Genomic DNA, 23058 nt, shown 5'->3' on the forward strand with positions numbered 1-23058 from the left:
ATGTGTCTAATTTTATTTATTTGTCGATATATGTTTTAGGAATGGTTCTTGGCCAAATTTTATTTAAAAGTGTTGCGTTGAGTTTGCATGGAAATAGTTTAATGGACCTTTTTCTTTCCTTAATGAAATCTTTCAAATTTTATGCGGCGATCTCACTTTATGGGGTATTAACAATATATTGGATATGGTTATTAAGAAAAATTTCATTGTCTTATGCGTATCCATTTGTTGCAATGTCAATTGCAATAGTTGTGTTTGCTGGTTATGTGATCTGGGATGAAAAATTAAAAATAATTCAAATGTCAGGCATAGTACTTATTTTATTGGGTGTAGTTTTTTTAGGTTTAGCTGGAGAATTTAGTGAATGACAATATATGGTTAGTTGTAGCAGCATACAATGAAGGATCAGTCATTAGAGCAGTATTGGAAGAGGCTCTGCAGACATTTAGTAACATCGTTGTTATTGATGACGGTTCTAGTGACGATACCGCTGAACAAATCAAATCGACTAGTACATGGTATATAAAGCATCCGATTAATTTGGGTCAAGGGGCTGCACTGCAAACAGGAATTTCCTTCGCATTGAGTCAGGGCGCGATGTATATTTCAACCTACGATGCCGATGGTCAGCATCGGGTAGAAGATGTATTGAAAATGTATGAACTTATTGTTTCCCAAAATCTTGATGTTGTTCTGGGTTCGAGATTTCTTGGTAATGCTATCGGTATATCAAAATTTAAAAGATTTTTTTTGAAGTGTGCAACTTTTTTTACCAATATTGTTAGCGGAGTAAAATTAACTGATGCGCATAATGGACTTCGTATGCTTAGTAATAAAGCTGCAAAGGTCATTAAAATTAAACAAAATAGAATGTCCCATGCCTCGGAAATCATTGATTTGATAGGAAAACACAAACTTACCTACGCAGAATGTCCGGTAACGATTGTTTATACAGAGTATTCAATAGCCAAAGGACAGCGACTTTCTAACTCTATCTCGATATTGTTGGATCATTTTTTCTCTAAATTACACGGTTAATTAAATGCGCTATTTTTTGTTACTATTTTTTTTATTTTTAATGCTTTTTGCATTTGTTCAACGGGGTAGAGTACGTTTTTTTCCGGGTTTTTTAATTATTTCATCAATATTTGCTATATTTTTCGTTCTAAATCCAGATTACGCAACTAGTCTTGCGAATCAACTTGGTGTTGGTCGTGGATCCGATCTCTTGTTATATTTTTTTGTTATGGCTGGATTAATAGTTTTTGTCTTTATGGGCGTTACAATAAAAAAACTAAGCGACAATCTTACTGAGTTGGCTAGATATATTGCGATAAAAGAAGCTTATAAAAAAACATCTGAATAAAAACTCAAATTTTTTTGTCATTTTTGAGGTTCCCTTGATATTTCGTTTTCCATCAGCTGAATGTTATTTTAATATTCGTCCATCGATCGATGAATCAATGCATTGAATTGGCGACTAATAGTTGAATGCTGATGGGTTCGATTTTAAAAGATTTCTATGTATTCGAAGCTGTATATTGGATCCACAAATCCGGACAACAGTTTAAGCTAGTGCCTGTCAAAAAGAGGAATGCAGGACATGAGTGAAAGTAAGTGCAAGATTTTAGTGGAGCGGAAAAAGCCAAGGTGGCGATTGAGGCGATCAAAGGTTTAAAGACAGACAATCAGATCGCTCAAGAGCATGGAGTCCACCCGACCTATGTTAGTTTGTGGAAAAAAGAGTTGTTGGAAAGCGCGGGTAGTTTGTTTGATGCTAAACGAGGGCCGAAACCAGCCAGTATGCAGAATGCCCCAGATCGCTTGTACACCAAGATTGGCCAGCTCAATATTGAGTTGGACTGGCTCAAAAAAAGTATAGGACACACTCCACAGAGGATTGCTCGATCATAAAGCTGGAGTCAACAGCAGAAGCAAAACCGAGACACCGCTGTGCAACTGCCGCTGAAAAGGTACTAAGTCGATATTTGTCTGGACAGACGGGACCACTTTACATTTTTCTTTTCATCCAAATCTTGAGCATTTGTAATTTTATATTGAGTTCTTCTGCGACAGACTGTATCGTGCTGTCGCCATGCGAATACACTTCGCCGGTCTACCACCGGCCAGCAATCGCACGACTACAAAAGAAGTAAAAAATTAGACCAGGCAACAACAAGCAAAAATACCGCCAAGCTACCGGGCTTATGCGCGCCCCGTTAGCCGGCTAGTTAGTCTTGATACCGCGCCAGGCTGCGTTCCAGATGCGGGGCCAGCATGGCTGGCGAACTGATAGACATGCCCAGTTCACTCAATAAACCATCTTGCAGGCCGTAGACCCAGCCATGTACGGTCAATTCTTGCCCACGTTCCCAGGCGTCTTGCACGATGGTCGTCTGCGACAGGTTAACTACTTGTTCTATCACATTGAGTTCGCATAGACGGTCCGAGCGTTCTTTCATCGTCAAGACCTCGCCCAGATAACGTTCATGTTTCTGATGCACATCCTGCACGTGGCGCAGCCAATTGTCGGCCAAGCCCACGCGGCGACCTGTCATCGCGGCGTGTACGCCCGAGCAGCCATAGTGACCGCAGACGATGATGTGCTTGACGCGCAAGACATCAATCGCAAATTGCAAAACCGATAGACAATTGAGATCAGAATGCACCACCACGTTGGCGATATTTCTGTGGACGAATAATTCGCCCGGCAACAAACCCAGTAGTTCATTGGCTGGAACGCGACTGTCGGAGCAGCCTATCCATAAGTATTCGGGACTTTGCTGTGAGGCGAGTTTTTTGAAAAAATCGGCATCTTTGGCGCTAATCGCCGCGGCCCATTTTCTGTTGTTTTCAAATAATTGCTGAGGTGTAAGACCGCTGCTGCTAGGTAAAGTCATGGTGTTCGTCCTCTAGTATTTTCAACAGGCGTGATTCTAACCTGTATGCCTGTCTTATGCTGCACTACAGCAGAGCGGGCGTACAAAAATGGCTGACGCTAATATGTTAGTGCGCTGGATTAATCGCTTGAAGAAGTGTTGGCGTAAGTGTTGGCGTAAGTGTTGGCGTAAGTGCGAGATTACTGCCGCGGTTTTAAAATTCAGACCAGGTTGCCAGCGTTAGCGATAGCTGCTTTTATTGTCATCGCTGGTATCGGCCATCATGGCTTTTTTCAAGCCGCTATCGACAGGTTTTTCTCCTAGCCAGATACGCAGAATCGCGTTGTAGAAAGCTACATCCAAGAACGGTTCACCCATCTGCTTGCCATTTAAGGACATCACGGTGCCGACCCCAGGCAGCCAATCGCAGATCAGGACGTCGCCTTTTTTTAATTCAGGGACGGAGGCAAACATTTCTCCGAAGCGTACAAATTGTGCGATGAGTTTGGCTTTCTCGGCCTTTTCAGTATTTTGTTGGATGCCTGTTACGAAGCCACGTCCAAAATCCTCGTTACTCAAACCGCGCAACATCACCAGCGTGACGCGCTTAGGTCCGGCCACGCCCAAAATTTCAGGAACCGTGGTTTTCTTTTCTTTGAGGTACAGACCCGCGACATAGACTTTGAAGATGGCCTTGTAGCGTATCCCAGCGCCATTGAGCTTTAAGTCCGTATTGGCGACCTGCTGATTGTCGTCAAGTTTTACGCCCGCCACTTCGATGGCGCTGGCATGGCTGGAAAGACTGCTGCTGATCACTAAAATTGCCGCCATCAGGTTGCGTTTTCCGGTAGTTGAAATCATGCCTTGCTCCATTTCGTTTCATTAAAATTAAGATTGTTCATCGCTATTTGCTGCTAAATAAAGTTAGAGTAAAACATCTAACTCGGCAGTATACCGAAATTTTGTTGCGACCTTGCAAGATCACGGTATCTGCTTGCCGCCAAATTTGATGCCCAGGTTTTTGCTAATGTTTTTGTCTGGGCTTTTGTCAAGATTCACACCTCCTGTTTGTGGTGATTTGTCGCCCTTATTCAGTGCAGCAGCAAGGGCGCTCCTTATAAATGCACCATGTTGGCAAAATAATTAGCCGCTTAAGCATTAAATCAGGGCGAGTGGGAGTGGCATCAATATTGCTAACTAAGGTAGTGAAGTCGCAGGTTCACACTTTTTTGCCTTTATTTTTGCCGTTTTTTTCTTTTTATCTAGGAGAATTTATGTCACGTCGCATGATTTTGAAGGCTAGCGCACTAGGCGCTATGACACTCGTTGCCAACGTTTGGATGTCTCAGGCGATGGCTGCCGATACAATTAAGGTTGGTATCTTGCACTCGCTCTCCGGTACTATGGCGATCTCGGAAACGTCCTTGAAAGACGTGGCCCTGATGACGATCGCCGAGATCAATGCAAAGGGCGGCGTGATGGGCAAACAGCTAGAACCTGTGATCGTTGATCCGGCGTCGAACTGGCCTTTGTTTGCAGAAAAAGCGCGTCAACTGATCTCGCAAGACAAGGTGGCCGTGGTGTTTGGTTGCTGGACTTCGGTTTCGCGCAAATCGACATTGCCGGTATTTAAAGAACTCAATAGTCTACTGTTTTACCCGGTGCAATATGAAGGTGAAGAGTTGGAAAAAAATGTGTTCTACACCGGTGCGGCACCGAACCAGCAAGCGATACCGGCGACCGAATATTTGATGAGTAAAGAAGGCGGCGCTGCCAAGCGTTTTGTCTTGCTCGGCACCGATTATGTGTATCCACGCACGACCAATAAAATCCTGCGCGCTTTCCTTAAATCAAAAGGCGTGAAAGACACAGACATCGACGAGGTCTACACACCATTCGGCCATTCGGATTACCAGACCATCGTCGCGAATATCAAGAAGTTTTCGGCAGGCGGCAAGACTGCCGTGATCTCTACCATTAATGGTGACTCCAACGTGCCGTTCTATAAAGAACTCGGTAATGCGGGCTTGAAAGCCACCGATGTTCCTGTAGTTGCCTTCTCGGTTGGTGAAGAGGAATTGCGCGGCGTTGACACTAAGCCTTTGCTCGGTCATCTGGCAGCCTGGAATTATTTCCAGTCGGTGAAAAATCCTGTGAATGATGAGTTCATCAAAAAATGGAAAGCCTACGCAGCGGCGCAAAAACTGCCGAATGCCAGCACGGTCGTTACTAATGATCCTATGGAAGCGACCTATGTCGGTATCAATATGTGGAAGCAGGCGGTAGAAAAAGCCAAAACGACCGATACCGATAAAGTGATTGCGGCGATGGCAGGGCAGACCTTCAAGGCACCATCGGGCTTTACGCTGACCATGGATGCCACCAACCATCATCTGCATAAGCCGGTCATGATAGGTGAGATCAAAGGTGACGGTCAGTTCAGTGTGGTCTACAAAACCAAGGGGCCGATACGTGCGCAGCCTTGGAGCCCGTATATCGCCGGTAACGAAACTAAGCAGAAGCTGTAGTTTTTACAAAGCGCAGCGACATAAGCTCCCCTCGCCCGCTTGCGGGAGAGGGGCTGGGGGTGAGGGCGGTAGAGCAACGCACTTTCTCAAGTAATTTCAAGCCGCAATAATTCCTGGAACTCTAGCATTTTAAGAATCTGAATCTCCCTCACCCAACCCTCTCCCGCTGCGGGAGAGGGAGCTTGAGTCCGGCTTAGATTGATTTGTAATGCTTAAAAAAAGGAAGACGGCGAAAACCCAATGGCAGCAATATGCGTCTTTCCAGCAAACTTTATATAGCATTCTTACTTTGCACCCATGCGCTTAGTGCAATTGCCGCTATCGACGCGGCGTTGCTCAAGCCGTTGACGGGCGACGACCCGGATGCGCGCATAGCGGCGGTAGCCAAGATTGCGGCACTCGCCAGCCCCGAGGCGCAGCAGGTCTTGAACGCCTTAAAAAACGATAGCGCCTACAGCACACCCGATGGCGAGTTCCTGATCGTGGCAGACGGTAAAGCTTTTCATCCGCTTAGCGGCCAGACTAGCGAGACACCCGATGGTATCGATGGTGTGACCGTGAATAACCGTTTGCGCGCCGTCGTCGATGGCGCATTATCAGGTTTTAAATTACTCTCGCCCGAGCGCACGGTGCGCCTTAGCGCCGCGCTAGAATTGCAAAAAAGCGCAGCCATAGAACAAATTCCACTGATAAAAATCGCCATCAGCAAAGAGCCGGATGACGAGATACTGGCGATACTAAGAATGGTGATGGCAAGCGCCAATCTGCAGTCGCCCGATGCGGCGATACGCAGGCAGGCCGCGCATGCCCTGGCGGAAACCAATAACGCTAATCTCAAGCCGGTGTTGCAAGCGATGCTAGAAAAGTCGGCGGATGGTCTTTACGCAGAGCCGGATGAAGCGGTGCGCCGCGAAGTAGCGGCAACCCTAAAAGCGCTCGATAGTCATCTGGCGCTGACCGAATTTGTTGGCAATCTGGTGTACGGTATTTCTCTCGGTAGCGTGCTGCTACTGGCGGCTCTTGGTTTGGCGATTACCTTCGGCCTGATGGGCATCATCAACATGGCGCATGGCGAACTGCTGATGATCGGTGCCTACACCACGTATGTGGTGCAGATGCTGTTTCGCAGCTATTTGCCGGCCGCGCTTGATGCCTATTTGATCGTGGCCTTGCCGGCTGCCTTTATCGTCGCCGCCGCGGTTGGCATCGCGCTTGAACGCACGGTGATACGCTGGTTGTATGGACGCCCGCTCGAAACTTTGCTGGCCACCTGGGGCATCAGCCTGATGTTGATGCAAACGGTGCGTAGCATTTTTGGCGCTCAAAACGTCGAGGTCGCCAATCCATCCTGGATGTCCGGTGGCGTGACGGTGCTGGGTTCGCTGGTGCTGTCCTACAACCGCATCGTCATCGTATTTTTTTCCTTGTTTGTGGTGTTGGCGGTCTGGCTAATACTCAATAAAACCCGGCTCGGCCTATTTGTGCGGGCGGTGATGCAAAACCGTCGTATGGCCGATTGCGTCGGTGTCTCCACTGCCAAGGTCGACATGATGACCTTCGGGCTGGGTTCAGGGATTGCCGGTCTGGGTGGCGTGGCCTTGTCGCAGTTGGGTAATGTCGGGCCGGATCTGGGACAAAGCTATATCGTCGATTCTTTTATGGTGGTGGTGCTGGGCGGGGTAGGGCAGTTGGCCGGCACCGTGATCGCCGCGTTTGGTTTGGGCGAAGTGAATAAATTCCTGGAGCCGTTTGCCGGTGCCGTGATGGGCAAAATTTTCATCCTGATTTTTATCATTATTTTTATCCAGCGCCGCCCGCAAGGCCTGTTCGCCTTGAAAGGCAGGAGCGTCGAATGAATACCATCGCCATCAATAAGCTAGTGAAGCATCAGCCTTTGTTTGCCCGCCCGGTCTGGATGGCGATTACGGTTTGCAGCGTGATTGCCGCCTTACTGCCGCTACTTAATCTGAGTTTCCCCGATGGTCATGCGCTGCATGTGTCTAGCTATATGCTGGGTCTGGTGGCCAAGTTCATGTGCTATGCACTGGCAGCGATGGCGCTCGATCTGGTGTGGGGCTATACCGGCATTTTATCCTTAGGACATGGGGTGTTTTTCGCCTTGGGCGCGTATGCGCACGGCATGTATCTGATGCGCGCGATAGGCCGCGATGGTGTGTACCAAAGTCATTTGCCCGATTTTATGGTGTTTCTCGACTGGAAAACTTATCCATGGTATTGGGCCATGACCGACAACTTCTGGTATTGCATGGCGCTGGTGTTGCTTGTGCCGGGCGTGCTGGCATTTGTGTTTGGCTACTTTGCGTTTCGCTCGCGTATCAAAGGCGTGTATTTTTCCATCATCACGCAGGCCATGACGTTTGCCTTTATGTTGCTGTTTTTTCGCAATGACACCGGCTTTGGTGGCAACAACGGGTTTACCGATTTCAAACGGATTCTTGGGTATAGCGTGACCGCACCAGGCACCAAGGCGGTGCTGTATCTGATGACCTTAAGCACATTGTTAGCTGCCCTGATTTTGTGCCGCAGTATCGTCAACTCTAAACTGGGGCGCGTCTTGCAAGCGGTGCGTGATTCAGAATCGCGCCTGATGTTTATCGGTTACGACACGCTGTGGTTTAAGCTCTTTGTCTGGACTTTATCTGCGGTCTTGTGCGGCGTCGCCGGTGCGCTGTATGCGCCACAAGTGGGCATCATCAATCCGTCTGAAATGTCGCCCGCCAATTCTATCGAGATGGTGATCTGGGCGGCGGTCGGTGGCCGCGGTACTTTGCTCGGACCCATCGTCGGTGCGTTTACCGTCAATGGTTTGAAGAGTTGGTTTACCGCCGCCTTCCCTGATTTATGGCTGTTTGCGCTAGGCCTGCTGTTTATTCTGGTGACCCTGTTCATGCAAGAGGGCATCTTGGGCATGCTGAAAAAATTCAAAAAACTTAAGCAAACACCGGAGTCGCTATGAGCAAAGTACTCAAATCTGGCGAAACCTATCTGAGTGAAGAGCCGGGTAGCCGTGCTGATTACGGCGTCAATTATGGCCGCGTCAAGAGTGCCGGGGTCGATACCACGCATGGGGCTATTCTGTATCTGGACGATATTACCGTGTCCTTCGATGGCTTTAAGGCCTTGAATAAACTCACGCTGGATATCTCGGTTGGCGAATTGCGTTGCATCATAGGCCCAAACGGTGCGGGTAAGACCACCATGATGGATGTCATTACCGGCAAGACTAAGGCAAGTTCGGGCAGCGCATTTTTTGGTCAGACTATTGATCTGGCCAAGATGAACGAGGTACAGATTGCGCATGCCGGTATCGGCCGCAAGTTTCAACGCCCTACCGTGTTTGAGCAGCATAGCGTGTTCGAAAATCTGGAACTGGCGATGAAGATGGATAAGCGCGTCAAGCCTAGTCTATTCTTTAGACTCAATTCTGAGCAGCGCGGCAAGATAGAAGAAATCTTGAAGCTGATACGCCTGAACGGGCAAGAGGCGCGCGCGGCCGGTTTGCTGTCGCACGGGCAGAAGCAATGGCTGGAGATAGGCATGCTCTTGATGCAGGAGCCGGAATTGATTTTGCTCGATGAGCCGGTGGCCGGCATGTCGGATGCAGAAACCGCCCGCACCGCCGAACTGCTGAATGAATTGCGCGGCAAGCATTCGATCATGGTGGTCGAGCATGACATGGGTTTTGTCACCGAGATTGCGCAGCAAGGCAAGGTCACGGTGCTGCATGAAGGGGCTGTATTGTCCGAGGGGACGATGCAGCAAGTGCAAAACGACGAACGTGTCATCGAAGTATATTTGGGACGCTGATCTGGGACGCACAATGTTAGAAGTAGAACAACTGAATCAATATTACGGCTCCTCGCATACCTTGCGCGGGATTTCGCTGACGGTAAAAAAAGGCGAGTGCCTCACTTTGCTGGGACGCAATGGGGTCGGCAAAACCACGCTGCTCAAATGCATGATGGGCGTGCTGCCGGTCAGTAGTGGATCGGTCAAGCTGGAGGGCCGTGACATCAGCAAATTAACGCCGCATGAACGCGCCAGATTAGGCATCGCCTACGTACCGCAGGGGCGCGAGATTTTTGCCCGCCTGACCGTAGAAGAAAATCTGCTGATGGGGATGGCGACCAAATCAGCCCGGCAAGCATCGCATATCAAGGGCGACATCTACGAATTGTTCCCGGTGCTGAAAGAAATGCTGCAGCGGCGCGGCGGCGATTTGTCCGGTGGCCAGCAACAGCAACTGGCGATTGCACGCGCCTTGCTGGCAGAACCCAAGCTGATCATTTTTGATGAGCCTACCGAGGGCATACAACCGTCCATCATCAAGGACATAGGCCGGGTGATACGCCTGCTGCGCGAACGCGGTGACATGGGCATTATCCTGTGCGAACAATATTTTGATTTTGCCCGCGAACTGGCCGATAAATTTGTGGTGCTGTCGCGTGGTGAAGTGGTGGCGTCTGGCACGCAAGCGGCGATGGACGGCGCAGACGTAAAACGTCACCTGGCGGTATAGCCATATGCCTAGCGATCTAGCCTTGCGGGAGGAACAAACATCGGCACCGATAGCCATTGCGCCGTGGCAGGCCAAGCTGCGTTTGAGTTTTAGCGATGATGGCGGCACCACCCGCCTCACCGAGCGTTCGCATGTCGGCCCTTTACGCGTGCAAAAAGCGCTGTACCCGGAGGGCGGACAAATTTGTCATGCGATTATTGTCCATCCACCGGGTGGCGTAGTCGGTGGCGATCAGTTGGAAATTGCACTGAGCGTGCAAGCGAATGCGCACGCCTTGCTGGCCACGCCAGGGGCAGCTAAGTGGTACAAGGCCAACGGAAAAATTTCTAAGCAGAGCGTACAAATGATGGTGCAGCAAGCAGCCAGTGTCGAATGGCTGCCGCAAGAGACGATATTTTTTGATGCCGCCCACGTACAGCTATCGCAAACCATCAACTTGGCGAAGGACGCCAGTTTTATCGGCTGCGATATTTTGTGCTTTGGCCGCACCGCCTCGGGTGAAAGTTTTCATTCCGGGAAAATATCTCAGCACAGCACGATACGCCGCGAAGGTAAATTGATCTGGTTTGAGCAAGGCGCAGTCACTGGCGGCAGTCTGGCCATGACGGGCTTGCTGGGCTTGGGTGGCAATACGGTCTGCGCTACTTTGCTCGGAGCCGGCAAGACGGTACCGGCGGCTGTGATAGCTGCCTTGCGTGAAGAGGCTAGTGCCTTGCTGGATGGTGCAGGAAGCTTCGGCGTGACCCAGCTCAAGGCGGTGATTGTGGTGCGCTATCTGGGCAACGCCAGTGAAATGGCGAGGGCGCTGATGCTCATGGCCTGGCGTTATTTGCGCCCTGAAATCATGGGGCGTGAGGCGGTCGCATTAAGAATTTGGAATACCTGAAGAAATAAAAAACAGGCAGGCCCAGCGCGCATATCCCATGCGGTCTGCAGGCCATGCAGGCTGGAAACCCGCATGGAATATGCGTAAGCGGGCTGTGCTGTTTTTAAATTGTTTATGTTTATTAGTAGTGTTTTGCAATAGAGGATGCGATGGAACTGACGCCAAGAGAAAAAGATAAGTTACTCATTTTTACCGCTGGTTTGCTGGCAGAGCGGCGCATGGCGCGTGGCCTCAAACTGAATTATCCGGAAGCGATCGCGCTGATTTCTGCTGCCATCATGGAAGGCGCGCGTGACGGCAAGACGGTGGCTGAACTGATGTCGGATGGCAGCAAAATTCTCACACGTGCCGACGTCATGGATGGTATCGCCGAAATGATACCGGACATACAGGTGGAGGCGACTTTTCCTGATGGCACCAAGCTGGTCACCGTCCATAACCCGATTCCTTAAATTTTCTGCTTGCGAGAGTGCATCATGATTCCAGGTGAAATGCTGATAGAGGCTGGCGACATAGAACTTAATGTCGGCCGTGACACCATCACGCTGAAAGTGGCGAATAGTGGCGACCGGCCGATTCAGGTCGGCTCGCACTTTCATTTTTTTGAGACTAATCCGTTTCTGCAATTTGAGCGCAACAGCGCTTACGGCATGCGCTTGAATATCACGGCAGGTACCGCGGTGCGCTTCGAGCCGGGCCAGATCAGAACCATACAGTTGGTGGCTCTGGGGGGTGACCGTATGGTCTACGGATTTAATGGACTCGTGATGGGAAAATTGATATGACTAAAATCTCACGGCAAGCCTATGCCGAAATGTTCGGCCCCACTACGGGTGACCGGATTCGCTTGGCCGATACCGACTTGTTTATCGAGATCGAAAAAGACTACGCGATTTACGGTGAAGAAGTGAAATTCGGTGGCGGTAAAGTGATACGCGACGGCATGGGACAGTCGCAACGCGTGCATGCCGATGTGATGGATACCGTCATCACCAATGCCGTGATCCTGGATCACTGGGGCATAGTCAAAGCCGATATCGGCCTCAAGAATGGTCTGATTGCGGCGATAGGCAAGGCCGGTAATCCTGATATCCAATCCGGCGTCACGATGGCAATCGGCGGCGCGACCGAGATCATTGCTGGCGAAGGCATGATCGTCACCGCCGGTGGTATCGATAGCCATATTCACTTCATTTGTCCGCAGCAGATCGAGGAAGCCTTGATGAGTGGCGTGACTACCATGCTGGGCGGTGGGACTGGCCCAGCCGTGGGCACGGCCGCCACTACCTGCACGCCGGGGCCATGGCATATCCATTCCATGCTGATGGCGGCCGATGCTTTCCCCATGAATCTGGGTTTTCTCGGCAAGGGCAATGTCAGCCTGCCAGAGCCACTGGAAGAGCAAATCAAGGCGGGTGCCATAGGCTTGAAACTACATGAGGACTGGGGTAGCACGCCGGCCGCGATAGACAATTGCCTGGCGGTCGCCGAGCGTTACGATGTGCAGGTGGCGATCCATAGCGATACCTTGAACGAAGGGGGCTTTCTCGAGCATACCCTAGCCGCTTTCAGGAACCGCACCATCCACACCTTCCATACCGAAGGTGCCGGTGGTGGCCACGCGCCCGATATCATCGCTGCCGTCGGCGAGGCCAATGTGCTGCCATCTTCGACCAATCCTACCCGACCGTACACCGTCAATACGCTGGACGAACATCTCGATATGCTGATGGTCTGCCATCACCTGGACCCGGCGATTGCCGAAGATGTGGCGTTTGCCGAATCGCGCATACGACGTGAGACCATCGCCGCAGAAGATATTTTGCATGACATCGGCGCGATCTCTATGATGTCATCCGATTCGCAAGCCATGGGGCGGGTTGGCGAAGTCATCATGCGCACCTGGCAGACCGCCCACAAGATGAAAACCCAGCGCGGCGCTTTGGCGCAAGACAATGCGCGCCATGATAATTTCAGGGCCAAGCGCTATATCGCCAAATACACCATTAACCCGGCGATTACCCATGGTATTTCGCATGTAGTGGGCTCGCTGGAAGTAGGCAAGATCGCCGATATCGTGTTGTGGAAACCGGCCTTCTTTGGCGTCAAACCAAGCATGATACTGAAAGGCGGCATGATTGCGGCGGCGCAGATGGGCGACCCGAACGCTTCGATACCCACGCCGCAGCCGGTACACACCCGCATGATGTTTGGCGCATTCGGTGGTGGTCTGAAAAAATCATTTACCTTCGTCTCGCAAGCGGCGTTTGATGCCGGTATCGCGCGGCAACTGCAGTTGAGTAAAACCGTGATCGCGGTTAAAAACACCCGCAATCTGCGCAAGGCCGACATGATCCATAACGCGGCTACGCCGAAGATGCAGGTCGATCCGGAAACCTATGAAGTGCGTGCCGACGGCGAATTGCTGGTGTGTGAGCCGGCCAAGGTTTTACCGATGGCCCAGCGTTATTTTTTATTCTAATACCTATTATGCTTATCATACAAACCAAAGTAGAGCAGGCCGATCAGATTGCGGCGCAATTGATTTTGCCTTACGAATTACGCGAAAAAAGTCGTCTGCGCGCCACCATGACTAACGGCGAAGAAGTCGGCGTGTTCACCTTGCGCGGATCAGTGATGCGCGATGGCGATCTGATGCTGGGCAACGATGGCCGCATCGTGCAAATTGTGGCGGCGCAAGAGCCCACCTATCGGGTCGAATGCGGCGACGCCTTTGGCTTGTTGCGCTGTGCTTTTCATCTGGGTAACAGGCACACTCAGGCCCAGCTTGGTGACGGTTTTTTACGGATACGCCAGGACAGCGTACTCAGGGAAATGCTGTTAGGTCTGGGCGCGACGGTGACGGAAGAACGCGCCAGTTTTGAACCTGAGGCAGGGGCTTACGGCGGTGGCCATCATCACGGTGGCGACGACGCCCATCCGCATAATCCCCTGGCACCGATCCCCCTGCGTCAGCGCATCCACCGTCCATCTGATCTAAAATCTGATCTAAAACCTGAACTAAAAATTGAACTCTCAGCTGATTGAAAGTACACCATGCAATCGTCCGCTTTGCTCCATCTGCTACAACTGGCCAGCCCCTCACTGCCTATCGGGGCGTATAGCTATTCGCAAGGCTTGGAAGCGGCCATAGAGAACGGCACGGTCAGTAACGAGGCCAGTGCGCGTTTTTGGATTGTCGAGCATTTGCATCAGGTAGTGGCGCAATTTGAAGCGCCTATCTTGTGGCGCTTGCAGCATGCCTTTGCGGCGCGCGATGGCGCGGCCGTCAGCCATTGGACGGCCTGCTTTATCGCGGCCCGTGATACCGCCGAGTTTCGTGCCGAGACCATACAGATGGGCTACTCGCTGGGCAAGCTAGTCGCCGACCTGAAAATCGCCGACAGCGCATCGTTGGCGATACTTCACAGTCTGGACGAAATCCCTTTGCCCACCGCGCTCGCCTGCGCCGCCGATGCCTTGGCGATCGCCCCCGAGGCGCTGTTGCTGGGCAGCTTGTTTTCCTGGGCCGAAAATCAGGTGCTAGTTTGCGTTAAATCGGTGCCGCTAGGCCAAGTCGCCGGGCAGCGCCTGTTGCTGTCCTTACGTGCCGAACTGGAGCAGGCTGCGCGCACCTCTCAGCTACTGGCCGATGAAGATTTATCCAACTGGGCGCCAGGCTTGTCGCTGCTATCGATGCAGCATGAAGTGCAATACAGCCGGCTGTATAGGTCCTAATTAGTTTCTAATAATTTTAAAGACAATATGATGAATTCACTCAACTCTCACAGCTCTCACAACAGCCAAACTCCCAACCCTCTACGGGTAGGCATAGGCGGCCCGGTTGGTTCGGGCAAGACTGCCTTATGCGAAATGCTGTGCAAGCGCATGCGCGACCATTACGAGATGGCGGTAATTACCAACGACATTTACACCAAGGAGGATATGGAGATCTTGCTGCGTGCCGGTGCCCTGCCGGCGGAGCGCTTGATGGGTGTGGAAACCGGCGGCTGCCCGCATACCGCGATCCGCGAAGACGCCTCAATTAATCTGGAAGCGATCGCCCGCATGAGCGCCGATTTTCCTGATCTCGATCTGATCCTGATCGAATCAGGTGGCGACAATCTGGCCGCCACCTTCAGCCCGGAATTATCTGATTTGACCATCTACGTGATCGACGTCGCCGGTGGCGAAAAAATTCCACGCAAGGGCGGGCCAGGGATTACCCGCTCTGATTTGCTGATCATCAACAAGACCGATCTGGCGCCGCACGTTGGTGCCAATCTTGATGTGATGGCGGTCGACGCCAAGCGTATGCGCGGCGAGCGACCATTTGTTTTCACCAATCTGCGTACTGGTGATGGCTTGGAAACGGTATTTGAGTTTATACAGAAACAAGGTTTATTAGCGTAAGCCTGCAGCCCGATAATTATTCAAAAAATGGAGAAAATTATGTCTACGTCAGTAACAGGAAAACTTGCCCGTCTGGGTCTATTCGGAACTTTGCTGGCGTTTAGTTTGCCGGCCATGGCGCATATCGATGCTAGTCATGTCGGGCATGCTGGGCAAGTAGGGCAGACCATGGGCGGTTTTGGCGCTGGTCTGCTGCATCCCATGATCGGTTTGGATCATTTGCTGGCGATGCTGGCAGTAGGCATGTGGGCGGCGCAGAATAAGCGTACTAGCCTATGGATCTTGCCGCTGGCGTTTCCTCTGATGATGGTCTTAGGCGCGTGCCTAGGCAGCTATGGTTTTGCACTACTCGAAGCAGAAACCTGGATCGCCTTATCGGTATTCCTACTCGGTTGCTTGATCGCGTTTGCGGTGCAGCTGCCCGCTGCGGCCAGTGCGGCGCTGATCGCGGTATTTGCGATGGCACATGGCTATGCGCATGGCGTGGAGTTGCCAGCGGGCGTGTCGGGTGTACTGTACGGAGCAGGATTTATTGCATCTACGGCAATCTTGCACTTGACTGGATTGATGGCAAGCCTAGCATTGCAAAAAGGGCTAGACATCCGGTTGAGTCGCCTGGCGGGCACTGCGATTAGTGCTTGCGGTGTCCTGTTTTTATTCGGTTTGGCCTGATAGGCTAGCGCCAGGCAAGAACATTACGACACAAAAAAATACAAGAAAATACAAGAAATAAATCAAGAAGCCGAACTAAATCTCAAAATCTCTGGTCATAAGTTGCAAGTAAATGCAATCTTTCTTGGAAACACCTGTGATCGCCTCTGCTTAGCTGCTGACGGTAGGGCTTACAGGTGTTAAGCTTGCACAAAATATGTGTGGCGATAAGGTGTGGCAATAGATTCAGGACTTACGCAAAACCGCCCCAGCGGCCTTGTATTCGTCTTGCCGTACTAAAGTAAGTCTTCGGCGGCACACCTGGCTGGAACAATTTTACATAAGTCCTAAGATTGCAATATTTGCCAGCTTTATTGCTTGTTTTATTGCTAATGACATTCGGAGATTTTGCATGAATAGTATGAAAAAAACCTTGTTGTGGATATCCATGGCATTTGCCGCGACCACGTACGCAGCAGCTCCAGTCAGCTCTCCCGATTTATTAAGTTCTGCAGAATTAAAACCATTACAACAGCAAGCGCAGGCTGCCGCCATGACAGCGCAATTTCTCACGCGCTTTCATTACAAAACTATGCCTCTGGACGACGCCATGTCGGAGAAGATTTTTGATAAATATCTGAAATCACTCGATTCGGAAAAATTGTTTTTTATTCAGGCCGATATCGATCAGTTTGCGTATGCGCGTACCAAGATGGACGACGCCATCAATACCCAGGATTTAAGCACGCCTTTTGCCATGTTTAATCTGTATGAGCAACGTATGAAACAGCGCATGAGCTATGCGCGCGATTTGCTGAAGCAGGATTTTGATTTTAGCAAAGACGAAAACTATTTCTATGGACGGGATAAAGCGGAATGGCCGCAAACTGAAGCGGCGATGCAAGATCTATGGCGTCAGCGCGTCAAAAACGACTGGCTACGCCTGAAGCTGGCCGGCAAAGAAGAGAAGGCCATCCGTAGCACTCTGGAGAAGCGCTACGACTATACCCTGACCCGTATGCAAAAACTTAAGAGTGAAGACGTGTTTCAGCTCTTTATGAATGCCTACGCGACGGCGATAGAGCCGCACACCAATTACCTCGGACCTAAGGCATCGGAAGATTTTGAGATCTCCATGAAACTCTCACTGGTCGGCATCGGTGCGGTGTTGCAAGAGCGCGATGAGATGACCACGATCCGAGAATTGTCCCCTGGTGGCCCGGCTGCGTTGTCCGGTAAATTACAGCCAGGCGACCGTATCGTCGGGGTTGGACAAGGCCTCAAAAGTACCCCTGTTGATGTGATGGGCTGGCGCTTGGATGATGTGGTGGCCTTGATCCGCGGCGCTAAGGATACCGTGGTCTTGCTGGATATCTTACCGGCTGATGCAGGTCCGGATGGCAAGCATAAATTGATCAGCTTGGTGCGCAATAAAATCACACTGGAACAGCAATCGGCGAAAAAATCGATTATTGAAGTCAAGACTAACGACGCCAGCAACGCCAGCAACACCAAGCGCCGCATAGGCGTGATTGCCTTGCCGACTTTCTACCAAGATTTTGATGCCAGACGCAAAGGTGATAAAGAGTTCAAGAGCGCAACACGTGACGTGGCGCGTCTATTAGGCGAATTGAAAGCGGAAAAAGTCGATAGCGTACTCATCGATTTACGCAATAACGGCGGCGGTTCCTTAAATGAGGCGGTCGAATTGACCAGCCTGTTTATTGGCAATGGGCCAGTGGTGCAACAACGCAATTCGCAAGGGAATATTCAGGAAGAAAGAGAAAAAACTGCCAAGATCGTCTGGGATGGCCCTATGGGCGTCATGATCAATCGCGGTTCGGCTTCTGCCTCAGAAATTTTTGCTGCAGCGATACAAGATTATGGCCGTGGTTTAGTCATAGGCGAATCCAGTTTCGGCAAAGGTACGGTACAAACCATGGTCAACCTGGATCAGGTGGCGCATAGCGATAAGCCGAAGTTTGGCGAACTCAAAATGACCATCGCGCAGTTTTTCCGTATCAACGGTGGCACCACACAATTGCGTGGCGTGACGCCTGACATTAGTTTCCCTAGTTTCTCAGACCCTGAGAACTTTGGTGAATCTAGCTACGATAATGCGCTCCCTTGGGTACAAATCAAGGCGGCCGACTATCAAACTGTGGGCGATTTGAAGGACTTGCTGCCCTTATTGCAAGTACGTCACGAAATGCGTATCGCGAATGACAAAGAGTTTCAGTTCATCCAGGAAGACGTAAGTGAGTACAAGGTCTTACGCGATAAAAAAACCATCTCTTTGAACGAAGTTGAACGACGCAAAGAGCGTGATACGCAAGAGTTAAAAGTAAAAAATCGTGAAAAACTCCGTTTGAAAGACAAAGTCGCGGGTGATAAGGCTGGCGAACAGAAAGACGACAAAATAGCCGATAAAGCGGCAACGCAAGATGATGGTTTGCAAGCAAACGAACGTAGTCTGGCGGCAGAGCTAGCGGCAGAAAAAGCGAGAAAAGACGCTAAAGATGTTTTGTTGGAAGAAGCGGCACATATACTTGGCGACGAAGTTGATTTGCTCAAAACGAATCATAAGTTGGCAGAGCGCGTCATCAACGACGCAATGCGTAAAACCGCGCCATCCGCACGTTAATAGTGTTAGCGGAGTTTGATCTAAGCGTTTAGTCAAAAAGAAGGATGAAAAAAATCGCTGTTCCCGGTACACGGAGACAGCGATTTTTTTATGTGAAGATCGTAGTGCCAAGGCTACTTAGGTCTTAGTGCACATACAAATACATGCCAGCCCATACTGCCAATAATAGTAGACTAGCTGCGAATAAACCGATCGCGCCATTCGGGCGCAAGACTCCCAAATAACCGATCGCGACGGTTGCTACGCCTTTTTTTGCCAGCTTCATGCTACGCCAGCGCTGCAAAGCTTTTAAACCCGATAGGACGAAGGTAAACGTGGCGCAAGACAAGAGCGAGACCCGAAATACATTCAACAGATTGAGTTCGCCCAGCGAGATTTTCTTGTAAATAAGGCCGATGATCGCCATGCTGATTGCCGCCGCGATAGAAATCGCGACATTCGTGTACATGGTCTTGCGGCTAACCACGGCGGCGTCGTCTAGCTCAGCCTTGAGCATCTCGACCTTTTCATTGATCAGGCATGAGGTCTCGTGTTTGATGGCGAGGATGCGCTGATCGATTGCCGCACCTATCTGGGCGGTAGAATAGTCGATGAGTTCCTTAATATCATCTTTGGTCATACTGCGCTGATTATGGATCTCGTCCGATAAGAGCGCGATATTTTTGTCGACCTGGGCACCAGCCTGTCGTATCACCTCGGACAGTTCGGTACTGACCTGTTGTATCGAGCGCTCCACCAGAGGGCTAATACGTTCGTCGATAACACGGCTAAAGCTAGTCTCAAATTCGGAGGTGGCTTGCTTTAGATTAAGTAAATCAAAACCCATGGTATTCCGTTCGTAGGCTGGTTAGATCATGCTAGAAGCAGGCTGCACCGAAGAAACAGGCGAGCGCATCAAATGCATCATGCGCATCGCTTTGATATGGGGTGGAAATTGCGCAGATCAAGGCGGTATCTAGCCGTAGTTTTTTTTGATTTCGCGTGTCTACATCTGTAGCGGCAGGAATTTGCCAATACGCGCCGCTTAGCTTAGCTAAGTTAATTTAGTCTGAGCCGCTTTTTCCTCCACTGACACCTCCATTTTTACGTTTCATCGCATCGTGCTGGCAGCGCTATGGTTGATTGGCTACAGTAGCTACATCGCAGTAATTCAGTAGCAATCAACCACTCAGGAGCTAGATCATGAAAGCAACACTCAATACTAAAGCCGCTATGCTTACATTGCTGTTGGCAGGCGTGATCGGCACTGTAGCCGCCTTCGAAATTCACACCCCGGTAGTAAAAATTCAAACGGTGACTATCCATCATCAGCGCATGACGCAAGAACAGAAAATCGCTTTTGATACAGAAAATACTGTGCCACAAACGATATTGATCAGCGCAAGCCGCCTTAGCGAACAGCAAAAAATGGCGATGGCGTTTGAAGATCAAAACGCCCAACTGGTGATTTTGCATAATAAGGTGAGCGCCGCTGCCGGCTCTATCTAATCGACTCAGTACTCTCCGCTCCAAATAAAAAAACCGCCTTGCCATTGCGCATATTCCATGCGGGTTTCCAGCCTGCCTGGCCTGAGACCCGCATGGAATATGCGTGACAGGGCATGCCCTGTTTGAAAACCACGGTGTTCACGTTTTACTCCTTGCTGCGCGCTCTAAGTTTGCGCATATTTAAGCGCTGACTTGCGGCAGAAGCGAGCCTGAATGATTTATAATCGAAGTTGCAAAGAAGATATTTCTAAGCTCCGTTATATTTCATTCAGCGTCTTGCGCGCACCAAGGTGAGTCTATGCAAAGTACCGTTCTTATTCTGCAAGGTGGTGGTGCCTTAGGGGCGTATCAGGCTGGTGTGTATCAGCACTTAAGTGAGCAGCATACCGAGGTCGACTGGGTTATTGGCACCTCGATAGGGGCGATTAACGCGGCGTTGATTGCCGGTAATCCGCCGCAGATCCGGGTTGCGCAAATCAAGGCGTTCTGGGATAGTCTGACGCCTAGTCGGCCCGATCCTCTGACCGCATGGTGGTTGTCGCTTCCGCCTTTGGCGAATCTGGCACACTCCATGAATACGATGGGAATCTTGATGAAGGGCGTACACGGATTTTTTAAGCCGCGTCTCGGTGCCAGTGCCGATATCAACGCCAAAGTGCCTCTGAATGAAATGGGTTTTTACGATACCTCGGCGCTCAAATCCACCCTAGAAAAATATGTCGATTTTGCGTATCTCAATCGTGGCGCTATCCGTCTCAGTGTCTGTGCGGTGGATCTCGATAGCGGACAATCGGTGGTGTTCGATAGCAAAAAACAAGTTATTCAGGCCGAGCACATCATGGCCAGCGGCGCACTGCCACCAGGTTTTCCACCGATACAGATAGGTGCTAAGGCGTACTGGGATGGTGGTGTGTATTCCAATTCGCCTTTGTCGGTATTTTTAGCCGAAGTCCGGCAGAAAGATGCCCTGTGTTTCATGGTCGATCTATGGGATCCTACCGAAATTCGCCCCACCTCGATTGCCGAGGCGCTGGCACGTTATAAGAGCATACAATACGCGAGCCGCTCCAAAGAGCTGCTGGAGAATTATCAGCAGATCGCTAATTTACAAAAAGCGATACGCTTGTTGGCCGATAAAATGCCGGACGCCGAACGTCAGCACGAGACTACGCAAATGTTATTGGCACTGGGCTGCGATCACACCGTGAATGTCGTCAATCTGATCATGAAGGCGAGTAAGCAAGATCACTATTTTAAAGACATCGATTTTAGTCGCGAGACCATCGAGGCGCGCTGGCAGGATGGTATCCACGATTGTCAGCGGGCCTTGGCGCACAAGGCCTGGTTAGTGCCGTTACCGCCGCATGCCGGCTTAGTTATCCATGAACTGCCGCAAGAGTAAGCGATGTTGTCGCATTCGCTGCCATTTTGCAGACTGGTCTTAGCGACACCGATGCTAGTTGCTGATGGATATCCGGATGCTTGATCAGAAATTCTTCAGTGTGCTGTGGACGGTGCTGTTTTTCATGATCCATCTGGGCTTGATCGTGCGCGCTATTTTGCGGCCGCATAGAGAACCGGCTTCGCGAATTGCCTGGGTGGTGGTGATCATCGTGCTGCCGGTGGGCGGCATCCTGGCTTATCTTTTTCTTGGTGAGACCAATATCGGACGCCGTCGCGTCGCGCGTATGCGTAAGGTGCGTGCTTTGCTGCCGCTCGCCAGCACACTGCATGACCCAGACCTGAAGGCGATCAGTCAGGTGCCGCAAGCCTATCAGCACTTGTTCCGGCTTGGGCATAGCGTGAATGGTTTCGATGTGGTGGGCGGCAATCGCGCAAGTCTATTGGCCGATACGCATGCCAGTATTGAGGCCATCGTGGCCGATATCGACGCGGCGCAGACGCATGTGCATATCATTTTTTATATTTGGTTGCCCGATACCAGCGGGCTCAAAGTGGTCGCTGCGCTAAGACGGGCGGTGGCGCGCCAGGTAGCGTGTCGTGTCATGGTCGATGGTCTGGGCTCGCGCATTATGATAGCTTCATCCCATTGGCAGGCGATGCGGATAGCGGGGGTTGAGGTGGCCACCGCGCTGCCTATCGGTAATCCACTGCTGCGGCCCTTATTAGGGCGTATCGATTTGCGCAATCATAGAAAAATTGTGGTGATCGATGACCGCATTACCTATTGCGGCAGTCAAAATTGCGCCGATCCCGAATTTTTGATCAAAGCCAAATATGCGCCCTGGGTCGATATCATGCTGCGCTTTGAAGGGCCGATTGCACGCCAAAATCAACACTTGTTCGTCAGTGACTGGATGGGGCAAGTACATGAAGATATTAGCGACTTATTGCGTTTACCTGCCGCAACCCAAGCTAACCAAGCAGCCCAGGTTGGCCAAGTTGGCCAGCCTGGTTTCAGTGCGCAAGTGATAGGCACCGGGCCGACCATACGCTATTCCGCCATGCCGGAAGTGTTCGAGACTTTGATGTATGCGGCGCGCCGCGAATTATTTATCACTACACCGTATTTTGTACCTGACGAATCGATGCTGGCAGCGCTCTGTACCAGCGCCCGCCGTGGGGTCGCCACCAGTATCATTTTCCCGGCGCGTAATGATTCTAAAATTGTAGCGGCAGCTAGTCGCAGCTATTACGCCGAACTGCTGGCAGCCGGCGTGAAAATATTTGAGTTTCAAGCTGGCTTGCTGCACAGTAAAACTCTGACCATAGATGGCGAGATCAGCTTGATCGGCTCGGCGAATATGGATAGGCGCAGTTTTGAGCTCAATTACGAAAACAATATCCTGTTTTACGATCCGGTATTGAGCGCGCAAGTGCGGCAACGGCAACAGAGCTACTTACTGGAGTCGGTCGCCGTGACGGCCGAGCAGGTGGCGCGCTGGTCGTTAGGGCACCGGCTATTAAATAATACCGTAGCCATGTTTGGGCCGGTGCTGTAGGGAATGCAGCAGAATTGCCAGTGAGAAGTAAGTAAATGTAAAATAGACATGAAAAACCGCCAAAAT

Annotated in this window: 23 protein-coding genes and 1 pseudogene; 21 read left to right on the plus strand and 3 right to left on the minus strand. The window is 50.8% G+C overall.

Annotation, left to right across the window (positions count from 1 at the left end; all coding sequences use genetic code 11):
* Nucleotides 1–2 precede the first annotated feature (2 nt).
* From ACO0K8_RS12555 to ACO0K8_RS12570, 4 genes and pseudogenes are all read left to right on the plus strand, one after another.
* Nucleotides 3–368, plus strand: a complete 366-nt coding sequence (locus ACO0K8_RS12555; protein ID WP_422946996.1) for an EamA family transporter — start codon at nucleotides 3–5, stop codon at nucleotides 366–368.
* Nucleotides 361–1038, plus strand: coding sequence for a glycosyltransferase family 2 protein (locus ACO0K8_RS12560; RefSeq protein ID WP_422946997.1), 678 nt, complete (start codon nucleotides 361–363; stop codon nucleotides 1036–1038). The genes ACO0K8_RS12555 and ACO0K8_RS12560 overlap by 8 nt, the downstream gene beginning before the upstream one ends.
* A 4-nt stretch (nucleotides 1039–1042) precedes the next feature.
* A complete protein-coding gene (locus tag ACO0K8_RS12565) occupies nucleotides 1043–1366 on the plus strand; it encodes a DUF2304 family protein (RefSeq protein ID WP_422946998.1) in 324 nt (107 codons plus the stop codon).
* Nucleotides 1367–1617: 251 nt separating this feature from the next.
* Nucleotides 1618–1759 (plus strand): annotated as a pseudogene (locus tag ACO0K8_RS12570) (IS3 family transposase); the annotation flags it as partial.
* 472 nt (nucleotides 1760–2231) lie between these two features.
* On the opposite strand, the gene can reads toward ACO0K8_RS12570, so the two are convergent.
* Together can and ACO0K8_RS12580 are read right to left on the minus strand one after the other, a co-directional pair.
* The gene (gene can / locus ACO0K8_RS12575) at nucleotides 2232–2900 is read right to left on the minus strand and encodes a carbonate dehydratase (RefSeq protein ID WP_422946999.1); all 669 of its coding nucleotides are present in this window, start codon (nucleotides 2898–2900) and stop codon (nucleotides 2232–2234) included.
* A 219-nt stretch (nucleotides 2901–3119) separates the two neighbouring features.
* Nucleotides 3120–3740, minus strand: coding sequence for a chalcone isomerase family protein (locus ACO0K8_RS12580; protein WP_422947000.1), 621 nt, complete (start codon nucleotides 3738–3740; stop codon nucleotides 3120–3122).
* A gap of 413 nt (nucleotides 3741–4153) precedes the next feature.
* Here ACO0K8_RS12580 and urtA point away from each other — a divergent pair, with 413 nt between their 5' ends.
* The 14 genes from urtA to ACO0K8_RS12650 all read left to right on the plus strand — a co-directional run bounded on the left by urtA (nucleotide 4154) and on the right by ACO0K8_RS12650 (nucleotide 18541).
* The gene (gene urtA / locus ACO0K8_RS12585; protein ID WP_422947001.1) at nucleotides 4154–5407 is read left to right on the plus strand and encodes an urea ABC transporter substrate-binding protein; all 1254 of its coding nucleotides are present in this window, start codon (nucleotides 4154–4156) and stop codon (nucleotides 5405–5407) included.
* 251 nt (nucleotides 5408–5658) lie between these two features.
* On the plus strand, nucleotides 5659–7263 hold the full coding sequence (urtB, locus tag ACO0K8_RS12590) for an urea ABC transporter permease subunit UrtB (protein WP_422947002.1): 1605 nt from the start codon (nucleotides 5659–5661) through the stop codon (nucleotides 7261–7263).
* Nucleotides 7260–8384 (plus strand): urea ABC transporter permease subunit UrtC, encoded by a 1125-nt coding sequence (gene urtC / locus ACO0K8_RS12595; RefSeq protein WP_422947003.1) that lies wholly within the window; start codon nucleotides 7260–7262, stop codon nucleotides 8382–8384. The genes urtB and urtC overlap by 4 nt, the downstream gene beginning before the upstream one ends.
* Nucleotides 8381–9235, plus strand: coding sequence for an urea ABC transporter ATP-binding protein UrtD (gene urtD, locus ACO0K8_RS12600; RefSeq protein WP_422947004.1), 855 nt, complete (start codon nucleotides 8381–8383; stop codon nucleotides 9233–9235). Before urtC ends, urtD begins: the two co-directional genes overlap by 4 nt.
* Nucleotides 9236–9248: 13 nt before the next feature.
* On the plus strand, nucleotides 9249–9947 hold the full coding sequence (urtE, locus tag ACO0K8_RS12605) for an urea ABC transporter ATP-binding subunit UrtE (protein ID WP_422947005.1): 699 nt from the start codon (nucleotides 9249–9251) through the stop codon (nucleotides 9945–9947).
* A gap of 4 nt (nucleotides 9948–9951) precedes the next feature.
* Nucleotides 9952–10833 carry an urease accessory protein UreD gene (locus tag ACO0K8_RS12610; RefSeq protein ID WP_422947006.1) on the plus strand — a complete coding sequence of 294 codons (882 nt, stop codon included), beginning with the start codon at nucleotides 9952–9954 and terminating at the stop codon, nucleotides 10831–10833.
* Nucleotides 10834–10982: 149 nt separating this feature from the next.
* On the plus strand, nucleotides 10983–11285 hold the full coding sequence (locus tag ACO0K8_RS12615; RefSeq protein WP_422947007.1) for an urease subunit gamma: 303 nt from the start codon (nucleotides 10983–10985) through the stop codon (nucleotides 11283–11285).
* 24 nt (nucleotides 11286–11309) lie between these two features.
* Nucleotides 11310–11618: an urease subunit beta gene (locus ACO0K8_RS12620; RefSeq protein WP_422947008.1), complete on the plus strand. Its 309-nt coding sequence runs from the start codon at nucleotides 11310–11312 to the stop codon at nucleotides 11616–11618.
* The gene (ureC, locus tag ACO0K8_RS12625) at nucleotides 11615–13315 is read left to right on the plus strand and encodes an urease subunit alpha (protein ID WP_422947009.1); all 1701 of its coding nucleotides are present in this window, start codon (nucleotides 11615–11617) and stop codon (nucleotides 13313–13315) included. The genes ACO0K8_RS12620 and ureC overlap by 4 nt, the downstream gene beginning before the upstream one ends.
* 8 nt (nucleotides 13316–13323) lie before the next feature.
* Entirely contained in the window at nucleotides 13324–13881 is a 558-nt protein-coding gene (ureE, locus tag ACO0K8_RS12630) for an urease accessory protein UreE (protein ID WP_422947010.1), read from the plus strand.
* A gap of 9 nt (nucleotides 13882–13890) precedes the next feature.
* Entirely contained in the window at nucleotides 13891–14571 is a 681-nt protein-coding gene (locus tag ACO0K8_RS12635; RefSeq protein WP_422947011.1) for an urease accessory protein UreF, read from the plus strand.
* A 30-nt stretch (nucleotides 14572–14601) separates the two neighbouring features.
* The gene (gene ureG / locus ACO0K8_RS12640) at nucleotides 14602–15246 is read left to right on the plus strand and encodes an urease accessory protein UreG (protein WP_422947012.1); all 645 of its coding nucleotides are present in this window, start codon (nucleotides 14602–14604) and stop codon (nucleotides 15244–15246) included.
* Nucleotides 15247–15285: 39 nt separating this feature from the next.
* Complete coding sequence (locus ACO0K8_RS12645; RefSeq protein ID WP_422947013.1) at nucleotides 15286–15918, plus strand: HupE/UreJ family protein; 633 nt, start codon at nucleotides 15286–15288, stop codon at nucleotides 15916–15918.
* Nucleotides 15919–16309: 391 nt separating this feature from the next.
* Nucleotides 16310–18541, plus strand: a complete 2232-nt coding sequence (locus tag ACO0K8_RS12650) for a carboxy terminal-processing peptidase (RefSeq protein ID WP_422947014.1) — start codon at nucleotides 16310–16312, stop codon at nucleotides 18539–18541.
* 124 nt (nucleotides 18542–18665) lie between these two features.
* Here the strand turns inward: ACO0K8_RS12650 and ACO0K8_RS12655 are convergent, their stop codons facing one another.
* Nucleotides 18666–19367, minus strand: coding sequence for a hypothetical protein (locus tag ACO0K8_RS12655; protein WP_422947015.1), 702 nt, complete (start codon nucleotides 19365–19367; stop codon nucleotides 18666–18668).
* A gap of 356 nt (nucleotides 19368–19723) precedes the next feature.
* On the opposite strand from ACO0K8_RS12655, the gene ACO0K8_RS12660 reads away from it, so the two are divergent.
* The 3 genes from ACO0K8_RS12660 to cls all read left to right on the plus strand — a co-directional run bounded on the left by ACO0K8_RS12660 (nucleotide 19724) and on the right by cls (nucleotide 22992).
* On the plus strand, nucleotides 19724–20029 hold the full coding sequence (locus tag ACO0K8_RS12660) for a hypothetical protein (protein ID WP_422947016.1): 306 nt from the start codon (nucleotides 19724–19726) through the stop codon (nucleotides 20027–20029).
* A gap of 298 nt (nucleotides 20030–20327) precedes the next feature.
* The gene (locus tag ACO0K8_RS12665) at nucleotides 20328–21431 is read left to right on the plus strand and encodes a patatin-like phospholipase family protein (protein WP_422947017.1); all 1104 of its coding nucleotides are present in this window, start codon (nucleotides 20328–20330) and stop codon (nucleotides 21429–21431) included.
* A 76-nt stretch (nucleotides 21432–21507) separates the two neighbouring features.
* Complete coding sequence (gene cls / locus ACO0K8_RS12670) at nucleotides 21508–22992, plus strand: cardiolipin synthase (RefSeq protein WP_422947018.1); 1485 nt, start codon at nucleotides 21508–21510, stop codon at nucleotides 22990–22992.
* Nucleotides 22993–23058: the final 66 nt, after the last annotated feature.

Source organism: Undibacterium sp. Ren11W (genome assembly GCF_049340485.1).
In the GTDB taxonomy this organism is placed as follows: domain Bacteria; phylum Pseudomonadota; class Gammaproteobacteria; order Burkholderiales; family Burkholderiaceae_D; genus Undibacterium.